The organism is Chloracidobacterium sp. D, from assembly GCF_018304685.1.
Classification (GTDB): domain Bacteria; phylum Acidobacteriota; class Blastocatellia; order Chloracidobacteriales; family Chloracidobacteriaceae; genus Chloracidobacterium; species Chloracidobacterium thermophilum.
Genome location: NZ_CP072635.1, coordinates 474,125 through 498,027 on the forward strand (window position 1 = coordinate 474,125; position 23,903 = coordinate 498,027).

Consider the following 23,903-nt stretch of genomic DNA (forward strand, 5'->3'; position numbering starts at 1 on the left):
CGGTTGTTCGTGCTTTGTAACATGCCTGGGTTGTCACACTGAAATTTTTGAGTGCCGTATAACCTGCCAGCCGGAACCTTTTGCTGTCGGCAGCGACTACCAGCTTGCCAACCGTACCCACAACTGAAGGACTGGCTATGTCATCTGCGTCCGAGGAACTCGACAATCCGCTGTATGGCGACTTTGAGGATTACCTCGACGGCAAGCTGCCGCCGGCGCGCCACCGGGAAGTTGCCGACTTGCTGGCGCGTTCCGCGGCGGCGCGGGAAATGCTGGAAGAGCTGCGAACGGCGCGCAGGTGGTTGGAGGGAACACACTGGGACGTGCCGGAGCCAGGCGGGTGGCCGTCGGCAGGGGAAATTCTGGCCCGCGCCGGCTGGCGCCCTGCGGCGTCGTTGCCGGCGGCCAAGCCTGACCGGTCAACCGGAAGATTTGCCGGGTGGCTGTCCGGGTGGATGCCCTGGCGATGGAATGTTCGTTCGCCGGTCTGGGCGTTTGGGGCTGCGGCGGGTGTGTTCTTGCTGGTTGGGGGCGGTTTGTGGTGGGTTCTCAGCCCGTCGGCGCCGGATGAACTGGCACAGTCAAAGGCATCTGAAACTTCAGCGCCACCAACTTCTGAACTGCCAGCACAGCCAGGTGCGGCAACGGCCCGGCCGGAGGATGCCGCCCGTCCGGTACTGCCTGCCGAAGCCGCACCGGTTGGTGCTGCACCACAGAAAAAAGACCCGGCGGCATCGGTGCTGGAAGCGGCGTCGCCGGAGGGGAAATCAAAGCGTTCGGGGCCCTCAGCCGGTTCGTCCGGGACGGCGGAAGACCGGCAACGGGCGGGAGCTTTACGCGCGCCGGCGTTGCCGACAACACCGCCGGAACAGATGGCTGGACAGTCATCCGTGGCGGCTGCGCCATCAGCCGGAGATGAAACGGCGCACAAGGCAGAAGCGATGTCGGCGGAACGGCGGGAAGCCCGTCCGTTGGCCGCAGCTCCGCTGCCGGAGGCGGGTGCTGCGCCGTCTGTGGCCGGGCGGGTGTCCGGTGCTGGAGCCACCGACAGGGCCCGCGATGAAATGAAGGAAGCCCCCAGAGCAAGGCCGGGTTCGGCGGCCGATGTTCAGGGAACAGCCGCCCCGGTCACAGCGCTGACCTTACGCCTGGTGGTGGCGAACCGGCGCGCGGCGCTGACTCAGGTGGCGACTGTGGCACGTGAGTTTGGCGGCAGCGTGCGGCTCGATGGTGAACAGGTGGCTGTGACCGTGCCGGCTGGGCAGGTCTCTGCCTGTGCCGCCCGGCTACGGGTGCGGGTGGCTGTTGTGACAGAAGGGGAAACGTTGCAGGTGACAATACGTGCGCGTGAATGAGGAGTAAGGGATGGCGAATGGTGGATAACGAAGAACACGTGTAGGGGCGGGTTCAGAACCCGCCCCTACACCATGTGATCAACACCTCTTGGCATCAAAGATTTTTGCACTCGGCACAATTTGGGCAGCGGTGCTCGAAGAAGAGGGCGTTTGAGTGGCGAAGGCGTGTGCGCTGCGTGGAGTTCATACCGGTCAGTGTACGATGGGTGCTCGCACGAATAACGTGTGACCACCGAGCACCCGAAAAAATTGTTTTGTGTCAGATGCTTCGCAGTTTGCCTGTCTCCAGTTGCCAGCCCGATGCCGGACCGCCGGGCAGGCTGGAGTCAACAGAAGAAGATGATGGATGAGACCCTGGCCAACCATCTGGCCGCGCTGCTTGCCGGCCGCCTGAGTGAAGCGGAAACCGATGCGCTGCTGGCATCGTTGACGCCCGACACCGCAACGTTTGAGCAATTCACCACGCTCATTGCAGCCGTCCGCGCCACGGCCTGCCCACTGCCGGAGCTGGCTGAGCCGGTCTTTGACTGCTGCGGCACGGGCGGCAGCGGTCGGCCGCACTTCAATGTCTCAACCACAGTGGCTTTCGTTCTGGCAGCCGGGGGCGTGCGCGTGGTCAAGTTCGGCAACCGCGCTGCCACCAGTACGAGCGGGAGCTTTGACCTGCTCGAACAGCTCGGCGTCCCGGTCGAGTATCCGCCGGAGCGGCTCCCGCGCCTGCTCGATGCCACCAACCTGGCGTTTCTCTACGCACCTCAGTGTTACCCGGCGCTCAAGGCTGTGGCGGCGGCGCGGCGGCGGTTCGGGCGTCCGACCCTTTTCAACTACATCGGCCCGCTGCTGCATCCCCTGCATCCCGGCCGGCGCGTCATGGGGGTGTCCCATCCGCGCATGCAGGCGTTCATCGCCCAGTGGCTGGCAAACAACCTGCAAACACGTCGGGCCATAGTCGTGCGCGGCTATGAAAACCGGGACGAACTGACGCCGGTCGGAACCTCCGTCCTGTATGAAGTGACGCCCCGGCGGATTGACAAACGCTCCTGCACACCGCCCGACCTGCCGTGCGATGTAGAAGCTCAGCCCTATACACCAGAGGCCAATCTGCGGCAGTTCCGGGACATCGTGACGGGACGGGATACCGTTTCGGCCGATTACCACAGCGTACGGCTCAATGCCGGCCTTGGGTTTGTGGCCGCCGGACGGACGGAAACGCTGGCTGACGGTGCCGCCTGCGCGGCCGAACTTCTCGCCAGCGGAGAGGTTCAGCGCCAGGTGGAAACCTTTTTGGCACACGTGCACAGGTGAAAGCGTTTGCTCTTGTGGGCGTGGGGCCGTAACCTTCACGCCTGTGATGGCCCCCGTCACGACCGTCCGTCACAAGGGAGGCACGTCGCTTATGTTGCGTCTGCCTACGCGCGAGGCTGTCCTGTCTGAGCTGGATGCGCTCATGCAACAGGGCGCTTTACTGTACCAGGCTACGGCCAATGGCAATGTTCGGGTACTGGCGGGGCTGCTCGGCCCGGCCTACCGTGGTCTGATTCAAAAACGCGGCAAACGGGAAGACACCACGGCGTTGCCGGTGGGGTATCCGGCCAACTTCGACTGGCGTTACGAACGCAATCAGCCCGAAATTCGTCGTCTGACCGAAGCCGCCAAAACCGCCCAGTGGAATGCCACCACCGATTTGGACTGGCAGCGTCTTGTCGATCCGTTTCATCCCGACACTGTGCTGCTGCCGGAGAAGTTTCACCCAGCCTACTGGCTTCCGCTCTGGTCAAAGCTGACCGAACACGAGCGCCGGGTGCAGCTCCACGCGCTGACAAGCTGGCTGCTCAGTCAGTTTCTGCACGGCGAACAGGGGGCGCTCTACGCGGCGGCGCTGACCACAACGGCCGTGCCATGGCTCGATGCCAAGCTCTATGGCGGCACGCAGGTGATGGATGAAAGCCGTCATGTCGAGGCGTTTCACACCTATCTGACGACGAAGCTGGAAAAGCTCTATGACATCAACGACAACCTCTACGTCGTCATTGATGCCCTGATGACGGATTCGCGCTGGGACGTGAAATTCCTGGGGATGCAAATCATGATCGAGGGGCTGGCCCTGGGGGCTTTCACCACGTTGCGCCAGTTGTCGGGCGAGCCGCTGCTGCGCGACCTGCTCAAAATGGTCATCACGGATGAAGCCCGCCACGTCCACTTCGGCGTACTCGCGCTGGGCGAGTTCTACCTTCGGGAGGTCAGTGAACGTGAGCGCCGGGACCGTGAAGACTGGGCGTTTGAAATGGCCGTGCTGCTGCGCAACCGGTTCCTTCTGCACGAAATCTACGATGAGCACTTTGCCCATCGCCTGCGCCGTGCGCAGTGGAACCGGCTGGTGCTCCACTCGGACATGATGGCCATGTTCCGGCGGACGATGTTTCGCCGCATCATTCCCAATCTCAAACGGATTGGGCTGCTCAGCGACCGCATTCGTCCGCACTACGCACAACTGGGACTGCTGGCCTTTGAGCACGAACGTCCGGCGACGGAACTCACGGCCGCCGACCTTCTGGAAGACACCGTGTGAACCTTCCACACCACAGTCTCAGCCACATCGGCCGTTGATGGGGTGGGGTCCGGGCTTACAGCGTGATGACGTAGTCGGGTGGATTTCCGGCCAAAGCCGCATAGAGCTGCGGAAAACACCCGGCTACGACGCCTTCAACCAGCCCCTTGGCTTTGACCTGTCCCTTGCCGCACTGCTCGAAGTTGCCTTCAGCCAGGTTGCGGCGCACCGCGCACTGGTCACACACCATCAGCAGGATGCCCTGTTCCTTGGCGAGGCGCGCCAGCCGCTCACCCACGGGGTCACCCTGCCGGAGGCAGAACAAGTTGTCATCAAAAAACATCATTCCGACGACCTGTGCGCCGTGTTCTCCGTCTTCGAGCTGCGGCAGGATCATCGTCGCCAGTTTGAAGGTGCTGGCCATGTTGGTGGCAAAGACGTAGGCAACTTTCATGAGCGTGCATCCAGAGTACGGGTGTGTTTTGTGTTCAGGAAAAATACGATTTTATACGCAGTCAGGCAAGAGGTCGCGCCGTCTGTGGCTGGCCGCGAACCGGGCAGCTAAAGGCGGGGTGTCTGGTGAACCAGTTCGCGCAGCCCGGTTTCAAAATCCACCTGGGGCGCATAACCCAGCAGGCGCCCCGCTTTGGCGATGTCGGCGCAGGAGTGGGCGATGTCGCCGGGCCGCGGTGCAGCGTGGACAGGGTTGAGGTCGGTCCCAAACAGCGCATTGAGCTGCTGCACAAGCCTCTGAAGGGAAATCTGCCGTCCGCAGGCGATGTTGAACACTTCGCCCTGGAAGCGCCCCGGAGCGTTCATAGCCAGCAGGTTGGCCTGTACGACGTTGGCAACGGGGGTGAAGTCCCGGGTGGCCGTTCCGTCGCCATAGATGGTCGGCCGCTCGCCGCGTGCCATCACCTGGACAAACCTGGCAATGACGCCGGCGTACTGATTGTTTGGGTCCTGGCGCGGCCCAAAGACGTTGAAGTACCGTAGGCACAGCGTATCCATGCCGCTCAAGGCTGCGTAGGCGGACATGTAGCCTTCTCCGGCCAGCTTGGTTGCCGCGTAGGGACTCAGCGGCCGTGGCGGCATGGTCTCCACCTTGGGAAGAGTTGGTGTGTCGCCGTAGATGCTCGATGAAGAGGCGTAAATGACGCGCCTGACGCTGCCGGCCCGGGCTGCGGCAGCGAGCAGCGTCAGGGTGGCGACTTCGCCGCAGCGTTGGGAGGTGAACGGGTCCTGGACGGAGCGGGGCACACTGGGCAGCGCTGCCTCGTGGAAAATGACTTCCACGCCGGCTACAGCCTGCTGCGCCGTTGCCGGGTCTTCCAGCGCGCCTTCGATGAACTCAACCTCGGCCGCGACAGCCGCCAGATTGTGCCGAAAGCCGGTGATGAGGTTGTCCACGACCCGGACGCGATGGCCGTCCCGGACGAGCCGTTCGACCAGATGGCTGCCGATGAAGCCGGCGCCGCCGGTGACGAGACAGCGGATGCTCATCGCCGCCTCCCGATGACAGCATAGAGGGGATCACCAGTGCCGGGGCTACGGTCAAGGGTGTGAATGTCGTCCCAGACGCCAGCCGCCCGAAAGAAATTCTCGACCAGCCGACAGCGCCCGGCATCGTCGAGCATCAGCCAGATGGCAATCGCCTTGGTGGGAAAACAGCGGTTGGAAAAGGTGACGACCAGCGGCCCGCCCGGACGCAGGACCCGCCCGATGTCGCGCAGTACGGCTACCGGATCGGTGAGATAGTCAATGGAAACGCACAGACCGGCGGCATCGAAACTGGCATCGGCGAGAGGCAGAACCGGCTTGGTATTCAGATCGTGAACGACCCAGTCCGTCAGCCGGGGATTGGCCGCCAGCTCGGCGGCATTCATCCCAATGCCAGTGACCTGCCGGTAGGTCACATCTTCCGGCAGGTGGCTGACCCAGCTTGAACAGACATCGAGGATGTCGCCGCCGGGAGGAAAATACTCACGGTAAAGCTGCGTGACAGCAGCGATGGCTCCGGCGTCAATGTGGGTGACGAAGCGCGGCAGGCTGTAGAACCGGGCATCCGGCGTTTCATCCCAACGTCGGAAGGCCTCGGGCGGCAGGTTGAGATGGCTCATAAGCTGAGGTTACAGCGAAAGGCTGATGATTTCGACGACCGGCCGCTCGAACGTACCGGTGACACGGACCGGAATCATCTGCCGCTCACTCAATGTTCCAAAGAAGGGGAGCCGGCTGGCGCTGCGTCCCGTAACGAAGTTCAGCGGGAAGCGCAGGTCGAAGTTAATCTGCGCCGGGCGCTCGGCCAGGGAAATCACACCTTGGCCAAAAATCTGGCGGTTTTCGGCGATGGTGCAGGTGAGTCCGTCAAGCCTGACGGTTGTGCCTTCCAAGGCAAAGCGGAAGACGAGTTCCCGGAAGGACAGCCCTTCGCTGGTTGAGGGCAGCCCGGATTCCGTTCCCAGCAGGCGTTCCTGCAGGGGGCCCAGGTCGAAATCGCCCAGACGCATGGGCAGCGCAGGGGTGGCGAGTGTCCGTCCAATGGCTCCCGGCCGGAGGCGGGGGAAGCACCCTTCACGCAGATCGCCATCGCCGGAGCCGGACAGTCCCTCGAAGTTTCGTGTCTCGTAGCGGTACTGTCCTGCGATGTCGAGCCGGAATGTCCCCTGACCGGTCACAGCCGCTGTTTCCGGGGGGGAAGCCAGCTTTTCAGTTGCAATGTTGGTCAGGCGGCCGGTGATGGCAAAGCCAAGGTGTTCCGGGGCAAAGGTCAGGCGTACGGCACTGGCTTCGAGTGTCCCGTTGAGCCAGTTGGCCGTGGTCTGGCGCAGGGTCACGTCACGTCCCTGCACACGTCCTTCGGTGTTCAGGCGCTCGAACTGGAAGGGCGTGTCGGGCCAGGACAGGCGGCTGTTCTGAACGGCCAACTGCTCAATGCTGAACGGTTCTGCATTGGTGTCAGTTGGAGTGTCGGCGGCAGGGCGCAGCATCAGTTCCGGGTGATGAAAAGCCCGGCGTGACGGTGCGGACAGGCTTGCGGGCAGATGGGGTGCGGATGGTACGGGCAACAGCCGCCACTGGCCGGACGGCCCGGCAGCCGTACCGGTTGAAAGCTGCAAGTCCGCTTCGACCAGGTGCAGGTGGGTAAAGGTCGGGCGGCGACGGAACAGGTTGAGCCAGCCAATACCAAACTCACCCTGCCGGATGGTTCCTGTCAGCCGGGCCTCCGGGCGGTTCTGACCCAGAGTGACGTTTTCAACGACAATCGTCAGCGGCAGAAACGAGGTGGCCCTGGCGCTGGCTACCTGAACCGGTGTGCCGAGCGCCCGGCTCAGAAGTTGCTCCAGTTGGGGAATGAGCCAGCCAGACGGGATAAGGTGCGGTGCAACGAAAAGGAGTAGCAGGAGAACAGCCGCGGCTGCGGCCGCGGTCCCGAGCAGAAGTGGCCATCGGCGCCGCAGGGATGAAGCGGGGGCGTTTTCCCTGGCCGTGGTCATGACGTTTCAACCTCGGCTTTCAACTGCTGAAGCGCCATGGCCGCGGCTGCCTGCTCGGCGGCCTTGCGACTTGGCCCGCGCCCTTCGCCCAGACAGTGGCCCTCAATCGTGACGACGACGTGAAACGTCGGTTGGTGGGATTGACCTTCGACGGCAATGGTTTCGTAGCAGGGGAGCGGTCGGCGGTGCAGACGGAGCCAATCCTGAAGTGCCGTTTTGGCGTCGAGTGCGGCAATGTGGGCAAAGTCGAGCGCGGCAACCTCATCGGCGAAAATGCGCCGTACGGCATCGGTGGCGACGGCGATGCCGCCATCGAGGTACAGGGCGGCCACAACGGCCTCGAAGGCGTTTTCCAGGAGCGTCGTCTTGTGGCGTCCGCCCTGTTGTTCCTCGTTGCGGCCGAGGCGCAGGGCTTCACCCAACCCAATGCGCTCCGCCGCCTGGGCCAGTTGGGCGGAAGCCACGAGGTGCCCCTTGGCCCTGGCCAGATCACCTTCGCTGGCGGTGGGGAACTGCTCGACAAGCCAGGCACAGATGATGAAACCGAGCACGGCATCGCCAAGGAATTCGAGGCGCTCGTTGTGGGGCGTGGGTGGGTGCTCCAAGGCGTAGGAGCGGTGGGTCAGCGCCTCGGCAAGCCATTCGCGGCGGGCAAACCGGTGGCCCAGCCGGGTTTCAAGCTGGGCCATAAGGTGTTCAAAAGTCTGGTTGCCACGTTTTGGCATGCGGCGGGTACGGGTTCAGATGACATGCCGGAATGCCTGTGGCTGAACGCAGCCTGGCCAGGCCCTTCCGGCTGGAGCCTTCATGGCCGGCAGGTGGATTTGAAGCCGGCCATGAATTCTTCCAGTCCGTCCTTCTTGCCGTCGTTCCAAATCTCATAAGCCTCTTCCATTTCCTTGCGGGCGTTGGCGACGATAGCCTTGTAGGTGTCTTTGTTCGGGGAAGCTTCGGCCACGAGAATGCCACGGGCGAAAAACTCGGCTGCCTTTTTGGATTCTTCCTTGGCTTCCTGCAGAAGCTTCTGTCCTTGTTCACCGCTTTGTACTTCGGCCGAGAGCTTGTTGAAGGCGTTGGCTTTGTCGTCATACCGCGCGTTGTGGATTTGGCCGAGCAGGAAATAGACATCGGGATAGGCGTCGCACTTGGCTTCGATGACCGCCAGCAGGGATTTTTCCGCTTGGTCATATTGCTTGGCAGTGAAGTGGGCAAAGGCTTCAATCCGGTGGAGATAGGCCACAAACCCCGGCTTGACCTTGTCCCAGGTTGTCGTCTTGGAGTCGTAGAGCAACGCTTCGCTCCGGTTGTCCTCAACGATGAGTTTGCGGGCTTTGGTGGCATATTTGGCGGCTTCCGCCCACGCCCCGGCGGCCTCCGGCTTCACGCCCTGTTTGAGGGCCTTGGTTTCAGCCAACGTCGTCAACTGGAAGGCAAAGAACAGATCGGTTTCGGGGACGGAAGCCACGTATTCATCGGCAATTTTGACGGCATTGGCCATGTCGCCGGCCTCTTTGTAGCGGGTAAACAGGGCATAGCGGGCGGCATTGACTTGTCCCTGAACGTACTTGACATACGTTGGAGTCGGGTCGGACTCAAAGAAGGCGCGCGCCAGTTCAAGTTTCTTGACCGGGTCCGGCTCCGCCTCAATTTTCTTGTAGTCGTCATATTCCTTGCGCTGCTTGGCAGCATTGTCCTGGGCAGACACCCCGGCAGCGGTGTAAGCCAGGGTGGTGGTACTTGTTGCCCCGGCGGCAAGTGCGAGGCTGAGGACGGCAATCGAAACGGTCTTCATGGCAAGTAGGCTCTCCTTGAAGTGGTTCGGTAAGTGTTTGGGATGGCAGCCCGAACGGGCGGGCACGGGCTGGTTCCGGCGATCAGACACGTTGCGTTTTTCTCGTCTCTGGGGTCAAACTCGTGGGTTGAACGAAACCGGTAATCCAGCCGAAGCAGTGATGCTGACAAGCCTGCTTGGGTTTGTCAAACGGGGACGAACGTGGGAAAGTGGTGACTGCTGACGGCCGTCCGTGCGTACTTCAGGGTTGACGCACCGAGGCGGTAAGGTATAACGCGCGCTAATCACGTATGCGCTCCCACACATCGAAATTCTTTCCGAAGGAGAATCCAGACTATGGCTTCTGTGCGCGTTCCGTACAGTAAAGAAGATGACTATGCCGATGAAATCATTCGGCAACGGCAGGAACTGGCCGAGCAGTACCTGGGTGAGCCGTTCCAGCATGTCAACCGCTATTCGTTCGACCCGCATGTTTGCCGTGGCAACATCGAAAGTTTCATCGGTGTGGCGCAGGTGCCGATTGGTCTGGCCGGGCCGATTCTCATCCACGGGGAGCATGCCCAGGGGGAGTTTTTGATCCCACTGGCTACGTCCGAAGGGACGCTCGTGGCAAGCTACAACCGGGGCATGAAGGCCCTGACCATGGCGGGGGGCGTCCTCTGTACGGTGACAGCCGACCAGATGCAGCGCGCACCGGTCTTCATTTTCCAGAATGCCCGCGATGCCCGTGATTTTGCCGACTGGCTGCGGGAACATTTCAGTCAGGTCAAGGCGGCCGCCGAATCCACGACCCGCGTCGGGAAGCTGCTCAATATCGAGTTTTACCAGGCGAACAAGTTTCTCTACACGCGCTTCAACTACTCGACCGGGGATGCCGCCGGGCAGAACATGGTCGGGCGGGCAACGTACGTTGCCTGTCAGTGGATTGTGCAGAACAACAGCAAAGTCGTGCGGTGGTTTCTGGAATCCAACTTTGCTACGGACAAGAAAGCTTCGCAGATCAACAGCATCATGACGCGCGGCAAGCGCGTCACGGCGGAAGCGACCATCCCCGGCGATCTGCTCCGGCAGGTGATGCGCACTTCTCCCGAAGCTCTCCACTACCATTTTCAGGTTCAGTCCATCGGCGGATTCCTGTCGGGCGTCAACAACAACGGCGCGCATTCGGCCAACGGCGTGACGGCGATGTTCATCGCCACCGGGCAGGATGTTGCCAATGTGGCCGAGTCCTCGGCGGGCATTCTCTACTGCGAGCGTACGCCGGATGATGCTCTTTATCTCTCCATCACGATTCCGTCGCTCATTGTCGCCACTTACGGCGGGGGAACGGGGCTGCCAACCCAGCGGGAGTGCCTGAAGTTGCTGGGCTGTGATGGGCCGGGTAAGGTCAACAAACTCGCCGAAATTGTGGCGGCGGTCGTCCTGGCCGGTGAGCTTTCGCTGGCCTCGGCCATCAGTTCGCACGACTGGGTATCGAGTCATGAACAGTATGGGCGCAACCGCTGAACCTTGCTAAGGTGCAGGTCCGGGCCGGTTGCCACGCGCTGTAGCGGCTGAATCTGTCTGGCACGGGTGGGCGCCGGCTCTGTGACCTGCCATTTTCCCTGAAACGACAGTCACCGCCTATGAGTGAATCACAACTGGCCGTGTTCCCGCCGGACGCCTCACCTGCTGCGCTGAGTTCGGCGCGGTTTGGATTGGCAGCGCACTTGGGAATTGAATTTGTGGAAGCCACACCAACCTACCTGCGGGCGCGCATGCCCGTGGATGAGCGGACGAAGCAGCCCTACGGCCTGCTGCACGGGGGTGCCTCTGTGGCGCTGGCCGAGACGATGGGCAGTGTCGCCTCGCATCTGGTGTCCCCGGAGCGGATGGTGGTTGGGCTGGAAATCAATGCCAATCACCTCCGTGCCGTGCGGGAAGGCTTTGTCTATGGGACGGTAACGGCCCTGCACATTGGGTCGAGTACCCATGTCTGGGACATCCGAATCCGGGATGAGGAAGGGCGGCTGGTGTGTGTCAGTCGCCTGACTGTCGCCGTGCTCAACCGTCCGTCCCCGCCGCCCGTGGTCTGAAATTACTGTCCCGAATCCCGTTGGTGACACGGTACACACCTTGCCGGGTGGCAGGGGTGGAGTACCATGTCCCGGCCGGGCTTCGGTTGGGGTCTGACTGTATGCCCAAGAAAACCAAAGCTCAAAAACTGCGGGCGCAGCAGCGCCAAAGCAGTGGTGGACGCCAGGTGACGACTGGTGGCACAGGCACTTCCCCGGTGGGCCCCCGTATGGCCTGGGGACGTTATCTGGGGCTGCGTTTTTTGCTCCATGCCACGCCGGTTGAAGCCAATCACACCGGGGATGACGGCAACCAGGCCGGGGAGTCCTGTGCTGACGAACAACCGGCAGCGTCCGGGCTTCAGGACGTTGCCCTGCTGTGCATTGACGAACTCCGGGACGGCATCATCAAGGTGTTTTTTGAGCGTCTGCCGGTGGAAGAACTCGACCGGCGCATGCGCGAAGCCCCCTTCCCCTGGTTGCCGGCCGACCGGCTTCAGGCGGCGCGGGTGATTGCTTACGGGCAGCGCATCAATGACTACGTTGGCAAAGCACCCCCGGACAACTTTGCCGACTTTCTGGCGCGGCTGGGTGAACTCCCGGAAGTGTCACTGCCGCCGGGCGTCTTTTTCTGTCCGGTGTCCGATGATCCCCTGCCCGGTGTCTATGCTGAGCAGATCAAAAAAAATGCCCTGGGTGGAGTGGATGCCTACTACATTTCGGACCGCGCCCAGCGCAAGCAGCTTGGCGCGCGCCATCCGCGCTACGCGCTGCCGCAGCACGTCCGCTACCGGACGGCCATGTTGGAGTCAGAGCGTCTGACCTGGCGGCCCGAAGGGTGGGACACGCCGGTGCGCGCCATTCCGCTTGAAGGCATCGAGGATGCCGTCGGGCTGGCGCTGACCCAGGACCTTGTCCGTGGAACGGTGTTTTCCATCGAGCGGCACATTGCCGATGCGGCCGTGCCCAATCCCTTCATCACTGATGCCGATGTTGAACAGGCGCTGCTGATGGCCCAAACGGCTGCCGCAGCCGGAGAAGACCCGCCGCTGGAGCATCCTTCCGCTTCCGTGGCTTTCATCCTGCAGGCAATTGACGAGGGACTGGCGCTGTGCCGGCAGATTCACCGGGAGAACGTCGAGCGTGAAATGGAAGCCGCCGTTGTCGTGCGCGCCTTTGATGGTTGTCTTCAGAACCTGCGCCGTCCGCGCGGGGTGACGCCGGGGCCGCGGGCGTATATTGAATACCTGGCACTGACCCTGCGCTAGCGCCGGGTCAGGCGCTGAACCGGTGTGGCGCAGACGGCAGGCTGTCGTCAAAAGTCGTTGACTTTGTGCGGGGTGGGCGGCACAACTCACCTGTGACCCGAAGGGCAAAGGTCGGGAAGGGAAGCGGAGGATCAGTATGAAACGTGAATCATACCTGCTGTCAAACGGGCGGAGCATTGTCTTTACGGACCGGAAGCTGTGGCTGACCCGCAATGGCGAGCTGTCCGACGTACTGAAGTCGCTGCTGGCAGTTGGTTTTGCGGTCGTGTCATTTGTGACGACCATGGCCGCGGCTGCAGGGCTGGCGCAACAGGTTTCCCTGCTGGGTGTGCTGTGTCTCATCGCCGGCAGTGCCGGGTTGTACACCACGTGGCTGTTTTTCCGGCAGGCGATGGGTGCCATTGCCGGGTTGCCTGAACTTGTGCTGGAGCGGTCGGGAGACCGGCTGACGGTGTTCGGCACCGACTATGACCTGTCCACAGCACGGTTCTTTGGCGCGTGGGGGGTGTTGGGCATCCGCCAGGGGGAGGTGGACATCCCGCTTCTGAAGGGTCTCGATGCAGATGAGGCCGACTCGTTGGCGGCGCACCTCAACGCGACGTTGCTGGGGGATGTGACCGGGTTGGCTACAGAGTCTGCTCTGGCGGCTGAGCCGCGTCTGCCGGCCCAGGCCTGAGAAATTCCACGTTGTCACCAGTCCAGGCGCCAGGCTGGACCCCGCGTGACGAGGACGTTGCGGCTGTGCCGGGGGAAGCCGCATTCTGAGCCGGCCGTTCGGGCCGGTTCTTTCAACGGTGGCATTGCCAAAAGTAAGGTTTCTCACATAGCATCCAGGGCAACAGTGGCCAGAAGGCGGTTGTTGCCCACGGCTTGTGACATCCCACTTTTGGAGCACGGCGCAGGCCGTGCATGGCGCCGCAGGTTGTCAGTATGTCTCTCGAACACATCATTCAGGACTGGAAAGTGCGGCATCTGGAGCCTTCGCGCCCGGTCATTGTCGCCCCGGATACGTCGTTGGCGGAAACCATCACGGCCATGATGGCCGAACGGGCGGGTTATGCTTTCGTCTGTGAAAACGGCTCCCTGCTTGGCATCGTGACCGAACGTGATTACCTGCTCAAGGTGATAGGACTGGGCGTTGAGTACACAGCACCAGTCAAAGACTTCATGACGCCCAATCCGACGACCATCCGGGAAGATGCCACCATCGTCGAAGCGATGCGTCTGATGGACGCCGGGAACTACCGGCATCTGCCGGTGCTCGACGCTGAAGGTAGGATTCTGGGAGTGATCTCGACCCGCCACATCATCAGCTTTATCGTCGAGCACTTTCCCCGCGATGTGGTCAACCTTCCACCCAAACTCGACCAGAAGAGCCTGACCGTTGAAGGCGGTTAGGGCTGTGGCCGCTTGTGCCGGGGCAGCGCCAGCGGCCCGTCCTGGTCCCATCATTTACGCTCAAGGCGGAGTAGATTCCGATGTCATCCACGGCCATTCTCGGCAATACTGAAGAAAAAGTTCAGGAAGTGACTTCCGTCACCGTTCGCTTTGCCGGCGATTCGGGGGATGGGATGCAGTTGACAGGAACCCAGTTCACCAACACGGCAGCGTTGCTCGGCAATGACATCAGCACGCTGCCGGATTTTCCGGCCGAAATTCGCGCGCCACAGGGCAGTCTCCCAGGGGTTTCCGGTTTTCAGGTCAACTTTTCGAGCATGGACATCCGTACGCCGGGGGATGAGCCGGACGTGCTGGTGGCCATGAATCCGGCGGCGCTGAAGGTCAACCTGCCGGATTTGCACGAAGGTGGAATTCTCATCGTCAACGAAAACGAGTTCATCAAGTCCAACCTTGACAAGGCCGGCTACACCTCGAACCCGCTGACGGATGGCTCTCTGAAGGGCTACCGGCTGATTTCGATTCCCATTACCGACCTGACCTACAACGCGCTGGCCGAGATGGAGATGACCAAGCGCAACAAGGAGCGGTGCAAGAACTTCTTTGCGCTGGGCATTGTGTTTGCCCTGTTTGACCGTCCGCTGGAGCCAACCTACCGGTGGATTGAGGAGAAGTTTGGGGCAAAGCCGGAAATTGCGGAAGCCAACCGGCGGGCCCTGAAGGCTGGCTTTGACTACGCTGACACCACCGAGATTTTCACGACGCACTACCGGGTGCGGAAAGCTAATCTGCCGCCAGGGAAGTACCGCAAAATTACCGGCAACGAGGCAACGGCGCTGGGGTTTGTCACGGCTTCTGAGCTGGCCGGACGACCGCTGTTTTACGGCAGCTATCCGATTACACCGGCTTCGGACATCCTGCACGAGCTGTCCCGGCTCAAGAATTTCGGCGTCAAGTCCTTTCAGGCCGAAGACGAAATCGCGGCCATGGGGGCGGCCATTGGCGCGGCCTTTGCCGGGCACATTGGGCTGACCGGAACCAGCGGGCCCGGAGTGTGTCTCAAAAGTGAAGCCATCGGTCTGGCGGTGATGACGGAGCTGCCGGTCGTGATCATCAACGTCCAGCGCGGTGGCCCTTCGACGGGTCTGCCGACCAAAACCGAACAGGCAGACCTGCTTCAGGCGCTGTACGGGCGGCACGGAGAGTGTCCCGTCGCGGCTGTGGCGCCGGCTTCGCCGAGTGATTGTTTCACCATGGCAGTTGAGGCTGTCCGCCTGGCCGTCACCTTCATGACGCCGGTCTTTTATCTTTCGGACGGCTACATTGCCAACGGTGCCGAGCCGTGGCGGATTCCAGACCTTTCCGAACTGCCTGCCATTCGGGCCGTGCTGCGTCAGGACCCGACGGGTTTCCTGCCTTACGAGCGGGATGAGCAAACGTTGGCGCGGCCCTGGGCGGTGCCAGGGACGCCGGGACTGGAACATCGCATCGGCGGTCTGGAGAAGCAGCATCGCACGGGCAATGTCAGCTACGACCCGGCCAACCATGACTTCATGGTGCGGCTGCGGGCGGAAAAAATTGCCCGGATTGCCAACTTCATTCCCGACCTAGCTGTGGAAGGCGACCCGGAAGGGGACTTGCTGGTGCTGGGGTGGGGCGGCACCTACGGGGCGATTGCCACTGCCACTGAGGAGTTGCGCCGTCAGGGCTACCGCGTGTCCAACGCCCACCTGCGCTATCTCAATCCCTTCCCGCGCAATCTGGGTGACGTGCTCAAGCGTTTCAAACGGGTGGCCGTTGCCGAACTCAACCTGGGACAGCTCAACCTGCTCATCCGGGGCACCTTTCTGGTGGACAGCGTGAGCATCAACAAGGTGGCCGGCAAACCGTTCAAAATCTCGGAACTCATCACGCGCTGCAAAGCCTTGCTGTGACGTGAGTCGTGACTTTACCGGCGGTGCATCCTCCGGCATCGCCTGTGCAGGGGCAGACCACTATGACCGAACCGCTCAAGATCGCTGGCGCATCGGAGACGCCACTCAACTTGCAACGTACGGACTTTATCTCCGATCAGGAAGTCCGCTGGTGTCCGGGCTGTGGCGACTACTCGATTCTCTTTCAGGTGCAGTCGGTTCTTCCCAAGCTCAACATTCCCCGCGAAAACCTGGTGTTTGTCTCAGGTATCGGCTGTTCGAGCCGGTTTCCGTACTACATGAACACCTACGGTTTCCACACCATTCATGGGCGCGCGCCCACGGTGGCCACCGGTATCAAGCTGGCGAACCCGGACCTTTCGGTGTGGGTCATCACGGGGGATGGCGACGGTCTCTCCATCGGCGGCAACCACTTCATCCATGTCATGCGGCGCAACCTGGATGTCAACATTCTGTTGTTCAACAACCGCATTTATGGATTGACGAAAGGTCAGTACTCGCCTACGTCAGAGTTTGGTAAAAAAACCAAGTCCAGTCCCATGGGAAATATCGAGCGGCCCATCAATCCGCTCTGTGTTGCCATTGCTTCCGAGGCTACGTTTGTCGCCCGTTCGATAGACGTGGATACCAAGCACCTGGCGGCCACCATTGAGCGGGCAGCGCGGCACAGGGGCGTGTCCTTTGTGGAGATTTACCAGAACTGCAACATCTTCAACGATGGGGCCTACAAGCCCATCAGCGACAAGGAAGTGCGGGCGGACAACATGCTCTACCTGGAGCACGGCAAGCCGATGATTTTTGGCAAGGACCGCAACAAGGGCATCCGGCTCAACGGCATCCGGCCCGAAGTCGTCACCATTGGGGAACATGGCGTGACGGTGGACGATTTGCTCGTCCATGACGAAAACGCGGAAGACCCGACGCTGGCCTACCTGCTCACTCAGATGAATTACCCGGAATTTCCCGTGCCGATGGGTGTGTTCCGAAGCGTATCCAGACCCACGTTCGAGGAACTGACTCAGCAACAAATCGAGATGGCCATGGCGCGGGGGAAAGGCAATCTGGAGCGGCTGCTTCACAGCGGCGACACCTGGGTGGTCGAATAATCCGGCCGTTTTATCCCAACCGGGCAGGCTTCGTCTGAAGTCTGTCCGGTTTTTTCATTTCCGGCCGGAGCGGAAAAAGGCATTGCTTTGCCGGCCGGCTGCGTGAACGATGTGAAAACTTTGAAACACAGCCTGCCCTGACCGCCAGAGCCGTGTTGCGGGATTGGTATGTCGGAGGTGTTCTCAGGGCAGTCCCGAACCTGTCATGCAATCTTTCGGCTATTTTGGACCGTTTGGTGGCGTCTATGCGCCGGAAACCCTTATGCCGGCGCTGGAAGAACTGGAAGCCGCTTTTCTGGCCGCGCAGTCTGATAATGTTTTTCAAGAGACGTTCCGGGACCTTGCAACCGGTTTTCTGGGGCGCCCGACACCGCTGTTTTACGCCCGGAATCTTTCCCGTGAACTGGGTATCGGGCTGTACTTCAAACGCGAAGACCTGCTGCACGGCGGTGCGCACAAGACCAACAACGCCCTTGGCCAAGCACTGCTGGCGAAGCAGATGGGCAAGACGCGCCTGATTGCCGAGACCGGCGCCGGGCAGCATGGCGTGGCCACGGCCATGGCCGGGGCGCTGCTGGGGCTGCGTACCGAAGTCTATATGGGCGAAGTGGATATGGCCCGGCAGCAGCCGAACGTCTTTCGCATGCAGGTGCTGGGGGCGACGGTTCATGCCGTCCGTACCGGCGGGCGTACGCTCAAGGACGCCATCAATGACGCCCTGCGGGACTGGATGACCAACGTCCGCACCACGCATTACGTGCTGGGAACGGCCGCCGGGCCGCATCCCTTTCCAACCATGGTCAAGTACTTCCAGCGGGTCATTGGCGATGAGGCCCGGGCGCAGATGCTGGAACAAACCGGCCGTCTGCCGGATGTCGTCGTGGCCTGTGTCGGTGGCGGCTCGAATGCCATCGGGATGTTCACGGCCTTTCTGGAGGATGCGGAGGTGCAACTCGTGGGGGTCGAGCCGGGGGGGCGGGGGCTGGATACGGATGCCCACGGGGCCGTTCTGGCCCGGGGGACACCCGGCACGCTGCACGGCATGCGCAGTTACGTGCTTCAGGACGGAGACGGCCAGATTTATGAAACCCACAGTATCTCGGCCGGGCTGGACTATCCTTCCGTCGGGCCCGAGCATGCCTATCTGAAAAGTATCGGGCGGGTGCAGTACGACGTGGCCACCGACGACGAAGCCATCGCCGCCTTTCACCATCTGTCACGGTGTGAAGGGATCATTCCGGCGCTGGAGCCGGCCCATGCCGTTGCCTGGGTACGGCGTCAGGCGCGTCACTATCCGCCGGGGACAACCATCCTGCTCAACCTCTGCGGGCGCGGCGACAAGGACCTGCAAACCGTGATGCAGTATGCCGCCGGGGGAAGCGCCTGATGGTGGCGAGTGGCGAATGGCGAGTGGCGAGTGGCGAATGATGCAGTATGCCGCCGGGGGAAGCGCCTGACGGGCGCGGGGGCGTACGGGCCAACAATCTCAACGCTGTTCTGACGCCCTGAAACAGGGACAGTGGGGAGGCGATGAGCGACGTACCTGTTCCGAAGCCGGTGGCTGCACCCGTCGTCGAGTTGCGTAGGGTCGGTCTGGTACGGGCCGGGGTGCCGGTGCTTGACGGCATTGATCTGGCGGTGGCGTCGGGGGAGGTGTTCATGCTGCTCGGCGCTTCGGGGAGCGGAAAGACCTCGCTGCTCAAGCTCGTCAACCGCCTGCTTGAGCCAACCTCCGGCGAGGTGCGGGTGGCCGGGCAGGCGGTGACGGCGTGGGAGGTCATCCAACTGCGCCGTCGGATGGGGTATGTCATGCAGGATGCGGGGCTGTTTCCGCACCTGACGGTGGAGCGCAATGTCGGGCTGCTGCTGGAGTTGTCCGGTTGGACGCCGGAGCGGCGGCGGGCGCGGGTGGGGGAACTGCTGGACAGCGTCGGTCTGCCGGCCGGGACCTATGCCGGCCGGTTTCCGTCCGAACTGTCGGGCGGCGAGCGGCAGCGGGTGGGGCTGGCGCGGGCGCTGGCGCTCGATCCTGACCTTCTGCTGCTGGATGAGCCCTTTGGGGCGCTCGATCCGGTTGTACGTTCCCGGCTGCAACAGGAGTTTGCGGAACTGGTCGCCCGGCTGGGGAAAACGGCTTTGTTCGTCACCCATGACCTGCGGGAAGCGCTGCGGGTGGGGACGCGCATCGGGCTGCTGGTCGGCGGGCGGCTGGTGGCGGATGCGCCGCCGGAAACCTTTCTGAAGCTGGACTGCCCGGCGGTGCGCGAATACGTGCAGGCGGCGCGCTTCTGAAGCCGGGTGGGTTGTCCATCACACGCATGACGTGGCTACAGTTCATTCTGGAAGAGCGGGCCATCTGGTTGGCCGCCTGGCGGGAGCACGTGCTGCTCGTTCTGGTGGCCACGGTGCTGGCGCTGGCCGTCGGGCTGCCGCTGGGGATTGCAGCGGCCTATCTGCCGCGTGTGCGGGGGGTGGTGTTTGCCGTGGTCAATGCCGTGCAGACGGTGCCGAGCCTGGCCCTGTTTGGGCTGCTGCTGCCGTTGCCGTGGCTGGGCGGTATCGGTGCGCGCACGGCGATTGTGGCCCTGACGCTGTACGCGCTGCTGCCCATCGTACGCAACACGGCCACGGGGATTCTGGGAATTGAACCAAGCGTACGGGAGGCGGCTGCGGCCCTGGGGCTGACGCCGTGGCAGCGGCTGCGCTACGTGGAGCTGCCGCTGGCGACGAACGTCATTCTGGCCGGGGTACGGGTGTCCGTCGTGCTGTCGGTCGGCACGGCCACGATTGCGGCGGCCATTGGCGCCGGCGGGTTGGGGACGCTCATTTTTCGCGGTCTGCGGCAAAACGACAACCGCCTGCTGGTGGTCGGTGGGGCACTGGCGGCGCTGCTGGCGCTGCTGGTGGATGTCATCTTTGCGGCTTTCGAGCGCCATGCCCCGGGGGCTGCTCCACATCTGGTGCGGGTCCGCCGTCTGGCAGCGGCCGCTGGACTGGTCGTGCTGTTGCTGCCGGTGCTGTGGAGTTACCGGGTGTCCTCCGGGCCGGTGACGCCGGCGGGACGGCCGGTGGTCATCGGTTCAAAGGATTTCACCGAGTCGGTCATTCTGGCGGAAGTGCTGGCGCAGGCGCTGGAGGCGCGGGGCGTGGCCGTGGAGCGCCGGTATGAGCTGGGTGGCAACCTGGCGCATACGTCCCTGCTGGCGGGGGCGGTGGATGTCTATCCTGAATACACCGGCACGGCCTGGACGGCCATTCTGGGGCAACGTCCGCTGACCGATCCGCAGCGCGTCTATACGGAAGTCCGGCAGACGTATGCCGCGCGTTTTGGGTTGGTGGTCGGGCCGCCGCTGGGTTTTCGCAACGACTTTGCCATTCTCGTCCGCCGCCAGACGGCCGTGGATTACGGTCTGCGGACCATTTCTGATGCGGCGCGGGCGCCGCTGCGGTGGCGGGCCGGCTTTGGGCAGGATTTTATGTCGCGCGCTGATGGGTACGCGGGGTTTTGTGCAACGTATGGCTTTGATTTTCAGTCGCCACGGGAAATGGACTTGGCACTGACCTACCGGGCGCTGGCGGCCGGCGAGCTGGACATCATTGCCGGCAATGCAACGGATGGCCTCATCGCGGCGCTTGATCTGGTCGCACTGGAAGATGACCGGCACTATTTTCCGCCCTACCAGGCCGTCTATGTCGTACGTCAGGCGGCATGGTCCGAAGTGCCGGCGCTTGCCGAAGTGGTGTCGTCGTTGGCGGGGGCCATTTCGACGACAACGATGCAGCGGATGAACTACGCCGTGGATGGTGAAAAACGCACGCCACGTGAAGTTGCGGCTGATTTCTGGGCAGCTTATCGGAAGAATGCGTCTGCTTCAACCGGCGGCTGCCCGCTTTTGGGGATGCTGAGATCACCAGTCCCAAACAATAAAGGAACTCAGCTAAACATAACTTGCAACCGGTCAGAGCAATGATCAAAAGTCCGTTACGCTATCCCGGCGGAAAGTCACGCGCGGTACAGCGCCTGCTCACTCTTGTTCCAGAGACATTTGATGAATATCGCGAACCATTTGTTGGCGGAGGATCTTTCTTTGTTTATTTGAGACAAAAACATCCCGAAGTCAGCATGTGGATCAATGATCTCAATACTGAACTATTCTGTTTCTGGAAGTGCGCTCAGGAAGACTCTGTGAAATTGGCGGATGAGATTATGAGGTTAAAGCTGGAGAGAGCAGACGGTAGAGAATTGTTTCATGATTTGCTTAGTATGGACACGTCGAAAAGGAATGACTTTGAGCGGGTAGTAAGGTTTTTTGTTCTTAACCGGATTACGTTTTCCGGGGTGGCAGAAGCGGGAGGTTATTCGGAAGGAGCATTCGTTGGAAGACTTACCAAGTCTTCAATAGAAAGGGTTGCTTGGCTCGGAAAAATCCTGGAAGGCATCAGGATTACGAATATGGACTATAAGGAGTTGTTGAAAGACGGCGACAGCACGGTATTTACCGAAAAAACGCCGTAAAGCCCTGCACTTTAGGGCAGGGATATAAGGCGCACGCTGTTTTATCAAGCCAAACCTGTGATAAAATAGCAGTATGAGAGTCATGGAAGCCAAGCTACTCAACGGGACAGCAGAGCAGTATCAGGCTCTGGATGAAGCCATCCGTACCGCACAGTTTGTCAGAAACAAATGTGTGCGGTACTGGATGGACAACAAGAGCGTCAACAAAGCTGTTCTCTATGCCCACTGCAAAGACCTGGCCAAAGAGTTTGACTTTGCCAGGAAGTTAAACTCAGCGGCAAGGCAGGCAAGTGCAGAGCGAGCCTGGGCTTCCATTTCCCGGTTCCATACCAACTGCAGAAACAAGGCGGTCAAGAAAGGGTATCCCAAGTTCAAGAAGCATTGCCGTTCTGTGGAATACAAGGTATCTGGCTGGAAGCTGTCAGGGGATGGGATGACTATCTCGTTCACCGATGGCTTCAATGCTGGCTCGTTTGCTCTGTACTGCAATGGTGAAGCAAGACGGTTGATTCTTGAATCCAAAATCAATCGGGTGCGGGTGATACGCAGGGCAGATGGATACTATGCCCAGTTCTGCTTGGATGTGGAGCGCAAAGAGCGGGGAGAATACACAGGCAATGTGATTGGCATTGACTTGGGCTTGAAGGCTTTCTACACCGACCAGAACGGCAACCCTGTACAGTGTCCTAAGTTTTTGAGGCGTAGCGAAAGGAGGTTAAAGCAACACCAGCGCAGATTAAGTCGGAAGTTCAAGAAAGGGGCGAAACCTCAATCCAAGAACTACCACAAGCAAAGAAAACGACTAGGTAAAGTTCATCTGAAAGTCCAACGCCAGCGTAAGGACTGGGCAATCAAGCAGGCACGGTGCGTGGTGGCATCTCACGATGTCGTGGCGTATGAAGACTTGCAGGTGAAGAATCTAGTCAAGAATCGTCATCTTGCCAAATCCATTCATGATGCTGGCTGGTCTCAATTCACCCAGTGGCTGGACTACTACGGCAAGGTGTGGGACAAGGCAGTCGTCAGCGTACCGCCGCAGTACACCACACAGGACTGTAGTAACTGTGGGCATAGGGTAGTAAAAACCCTATCCACCAGAACCCATAGTTGTCCTCAATGTGGATTTGAATCAGACAGAGACCAGAATGCGGCTTTGAACATCCTCAAGAAGGGACTAAGCATCTTGGGAATGGAGTGGCAAAACAGTACCTTTGGGCAAAAGGGAACTGCCTCGAAAGAGGGAACGCTTGGGGAGAGATGCACCGCTGCTTTAGAGGGGCAACCTGATGAAGTAAGTGCGCTCGCAGAACCAAGAACAAGAATCCCCTGCCTTTAGGCAGGGGAGTATGTCAAAAGCAGGGAAAAGCCGAGAAGGGAGCCGAGCTGTTTATCTCCAATTATCTACTCTCTACGAATGACGACATGCGCGTGCAGTGCAATAAGTACATCCAGCCTGCGTTGTGGCGATAGCGGCGTGTCCTTGCTTTATCAAACCGGTTTGCCGGTTGCACGGGTCATCTTATTGCGCGAATTTTCCCGGACACACAGCAACGCTTGTCATCACGCTGATCTTGCTCGTTGCATCCGTTACCGCAGCGCCGTCTCACGCTCCAGCAGCATGTGAGCGCAGGACGACCACACAGTGCCCTTATCAGCAACCCCAATCCTTGAAGAATGGTTCGCAGGGCAAGTACAGGTCAGGGAAAGATGGGGGGGCACGTCACCGCCGAGACCCTTGGCGGTAGAGAATAACGACGGCTTCACGCCCGCCGAAGGCTGTCTCGGCCACGGCCATTGCCGCAAACCGGAATCCTTCACGCCCGGCTTCCGCGAGTTCCTTCTGCATGGTCGAGGTTCGGCTGGTCGCCAGCAGTTTGTATTCCAGCGGCGCGTCGGCGGTGGAGGAACGCTCCAGAATGACCACCACTTCCCGGCCGCCGAACGCCGTCTCAAAGATGGTTTTGCCACGAACGTAAAATCCGCGTCGTCCGGCCTGCTGGAGTTCCTTCTGCATGGTTGAAGTCCGGTTGGTGGCCAGCAGTTTGTACTCGAATTCGGTTCCCAGCGGGGCCGTACGCGACATGATGACGACGCATTCGTTGCCGCCAAAGGCTGTCTCCCCGCCCATGACACCCTCGAAATGAAAACCCTCCCGGGCCGCTTCATTCATTTCCCGCTCCATCGTCGAGGTTTTTGACGTGGCCAGGAGGCGGTATTCGATGTTTTGGTCAGAAGCAGCCGGGCGTTCCGGGTTCCTTGCCATTTGCGCCCAAGCCGGGGTGGTGATGCTCAGACTGAAAAACAGCAACAGGCCAAACAGTGATTTGACAGGCACAGGACATGCTCTCCGGGTATTGTGAATATGAGTGTGGTTGGTCGTCTGGATAAGATGCCGACCGTTCGGGGTCAAGCCCAAAATTGAAAGGGCGTGGGCA

21 protein-coding genes and 1 pseudogene are annotated in these 23,903 nt (G+C 61.0%); 15 read left to right on the forward strand and 7 right to left on the reverse strand.

Going from position 1 to position 23,903, the window contains the following annotated elements; genetic code table 11:
* Positions 1 to 137: 137 nt before the first annotated feature.
* The 3 genes from J8C01_RS13150 (at position 138) to J8C01_RS13160 (ending at position 3,924) form a co-directional block, all read left to right on the forward strand.
* Complete coding sequence (locus tag J8C01_RS13150; RefSeq protein WP_211433264.1) at positions 138 to 1,355, forward strand: hypothetical protein; 1,218 nt, start codon at positions 138 to 140, stop codon at positions 1,353 to 1,355.
* 339 nt (positions 1,356 to 1,694) lie between these two features.
* On the forward strand, positions 1,695 to 2,660 hold the full coding sequence (gene trpD / locus J8C01_RS13155; RefSeq protein WP_211433265.1) for an anthranilate phosphoribosyltransferase: 966 nt from the start codon (positions 1,695 to 1,697) through the stop codon (positions 2,658 to 2,660).
* Positions 2,661 to 2,751: 91 nt separating this feature from the next.
* A complete protein-coding gene (locus J8C01_RS13160) occupies positions 2,752 to 3,924 on the forward strand; it encodes a ferritin-like domain-containing protein (RefSeq protein WP_014101079.1) in 1,173 nt (390 codons plus the stop codon).
* Between the two features lie 55 nt (positions 3,925 to 3,979).
* Here J8C01_RS13160 and J8C01_RS13165 read toward each other — a convergent pair whose 3' ends face one another.
* From J8C01_RS13165 to J8C01_RS13190, 6 genes are all read right to left on the reverse strand, one after another.
* A complete protein-coding gene (locus tag J8C01_RS13165) occupies positions 3,980 to 4,357 on the reverse strand; it encodes a SaoD/DsrE family protein (protein WP_014101078.1) in 378 nt (125 codons plus the stop codon).
* Between the two features lie 107 nt (positions 4,358 to 4,464).
* The gene (locus J8C01_RS13170) at positions 4,465 to 5,406 is read right to left on the reverse strand and encodes an NAD-dependent epimerase/dehydratase family protein (RefSeq protein WP_014101077.1); all 942 of its coding nucleotides are present in this window, start codon (positions 5,404 to 5,406) and stop codon (positions 4,465 to 4,467) included.
* The gene (locus tag J8C01_RS13175; protein WP_014101076.1) at positions 5,403 to 6,023 is read right to left on the reverse strand and encodes a class I SAM-dependent methyltransferase; all 621 of its coding nucleotides are present in this window, start codon (positions 6,021 to 6,023) and stop codon (positions 5,403 to 5,405) included. Before J8C01_RS13175 ends, J8C01_RS13170 begins: the two co-directional genes overlap by 4 nt.
* Positions 6,024 to 6,032: 9 nt before the next feature.
* Positions 6,033 to 7,400: an AsmA family protein gene (locus tag J8C01_RS13180; RefSeq protein ID WP_211433266.1), complete on the reverse strand. Its 1,368-nt coding sequence runs from the start codon at positions 7,398 to 7,400 to the stop codon at positions 6,033 to 6,035.
* Positions 7,397 to 8,089 carry a ribonuclease III gene (gene rnc / locus J8C01_RS13185; RefSeq protein ID WP_041570144.1) on the reverse strand — a complete coding sequence of 231 codons (693 nt, stop codon included), beginning with the start codon at positions 8,087 to 8,089 and terminating at the stop codon, positions 7,397 to 7,399. Before rnc ends, J8C01_RS13180 begins: the two co-directional genes overlap by 4 nt.
* Positions 8,090 to 8,205: 116 nt before the next feature.
* A complete protein-coding gene (locus J8C01_RS13190; RefSeq protein WP_211433267.1) occupies positions 8,206 to 9,192 on the reverse strand; it encodes a hypothetical protein in 987 nt (328 codons plus the stop codon).
* Positions 9,193 to 9,522: 330 nt separating this feature from the next.
* Here J8C01_RS13190 and J8C01_RS13195 point away from each other — a divergent pair.
* The 12 genes and pseudogenes from J8C01_RS13195 to J8C01_RS13250 form a co-directional block, all read left to right on the forward strand.
* A pseudogene (locus tag J8C01_RS13195) lies at positions 9,523 to 10,698 on the forward strand (hydroxymethylglutaryl-CoA reductase); the annotation flags it as partial.
* A gap of 119 nt (positions 10,699 to 10,817) precedes the next feature.
* Positions 10,818 to 11,267 (forward strand): hotdog fold thioesterase, encoded by a 450-nt coding sequence (locus J8C01_RS13200; RefSeq protein WP_014101071.1) that lies wholly within the window; start codon positions 10,818 to 10,820, stop codon positions 11,265 to 11,267.
* Between the two features lie 101 nt (positions 11,268 to 11,368).
* Positions 11,369 to 12,514, forward strand: coding sequence for a hypothetical protein (locus J8C01_RS13205; protein WP_211433268.1), 1,146 nt, complete (start codon positions 11,369 to 11,371; stop codon positions 12,512 to 12,514).
* 136 nt (positions 12,515 to 12,650) lie between these two features.
* Positions 12,651 to 13,190: a hypothetical protein gene (locus J8C01_RS13210; RefSeq protein WP_211433269.1), complete on the forward strand. Its 540-nt coding sequence runs from the start codon at positions 12,651 to 12,653 to the stop codon at positions 13,188 to 13,190.
* Between the two features lie 254 nt (positions 13,191 to 13,444).
* Entirely contained in the window at positions 13,445 to 13,912 is a 468-nt protein-coding gene (locus J8C01_RS13215; RefSeq protein WP_187288473.1) for a CBS domain-containing protein, read from the forward strand.
* A gap of 80 nt (positions 13,913 to 13,992) precedes the next feature.
* Positions 13,993 to 15,846, forward strand: coding sequence for a 2-oxoacid:acceptor oxidoreductase subunit alpha (locus tag J8C01_RS13220; RefSeq protein WP_211433270.1), 1,854 nt, complete (start codon positions 13,993 to 13,995; stop codon positions 15,844 to 15,846).
* A 62-nt stretch (positions 15,847 to 15,908) separates the two neighbouring features.
* Positions 15,909 to 16,952: a 2-oxoacid:ferredoxin oxidoreductase subunit beta gene (locus J8C01_RS13225; RefSeq protein ID WP_014101066.1), complete on the forward strand. Its 1,044-nt coding sequence runs from the start codon at positions 15,909 to 15,911 to the stop codon at positions 16,950 to 16,952.
* A gap of 205 nt (positions 16,953 to 17,157) precedes the next feature.
* Positions 17,158 to 18,339: a tryptophan synthase subunit beta gene (trpB, locus tag J8C01_RS13230; RefSeq protein WP_014101065.1), complete on the forward strand. Its 1,182-nt coding sequence runs from the start codon at positions 17,158 to 17,160 to the stop codon at positions 18,337 to 18,339.
* A gap of 143 nt (positions 18,340 to 18,482) precedes the next feature.
* Positions 18,483 to 19,244, forward strand: coding sequence for an ATP-binding cassette domain-containing protein (locus J8C01_RS13235; protein WP_211433271.1), 762 nt, complete (start codon positions 18,483 to 18,485; stop codon positions 19,242 to 19,244).
* A 26-nt stretch (positions 19,245 to 19,270) separates the two neighbouring features.
* Positions 19,271 to 20,923, forward strand: coding sequence for a glycine betaine ABC transporter substrate-binding protein (locus tag J8C01_RS13240; RefSeq protein WP_211433272.1), 1,653 nt, complete (start codon positions 19,271 to 19,273; stop codon positions 20,921 to 20,923).
* Positions 20,920 to 21,468 (forward strand): DNA adenine methylase, encoded by a 549-nt coding sequence (locus J8C01_RS13245; protein WP_211433273.1) that lies wholly within the window; start codon positions 20,920 to 20,922, stop codon positions 21,466 to 21,468. Before J8C01_RS13240 ends, J8C01_RS13245 begins: the two co-directional genes overlap by 4 nt.
* 73 nt (positions 21,469 to 21,541) lie before the next feature.
* Entirely contained in the window at positions 21,542 to 22,804 is a 1,263-nt protein-coding gene (locus tag J8C01_RS13250; RefSeq protein ID WP_211433274.1) for an RNA-guided endonuclease InsQ/TnpB family protein, read from the forward strand.
* 384 nt (positions 22,805 to 23,188) lie between these two features.
* Here the strand turns inward: J8C01_RS13250 and J8C01_RS13255 are convergent, their stop codons facing one another.
* Positions 23,189 to 23,803 (reverse strand): hypothetical protein, encoded by a 615-nt coding sequence (locus J8C01_RS13255; RefSeq protein WP_211432730.1) that lies wholly within the window; start codon positions 23,801 to 23,803, stop codon positions 23,189 to 23,191.
* Between the last annotated feature and the right edge of the window lie 100 nt (positions 23,804 to 23,903).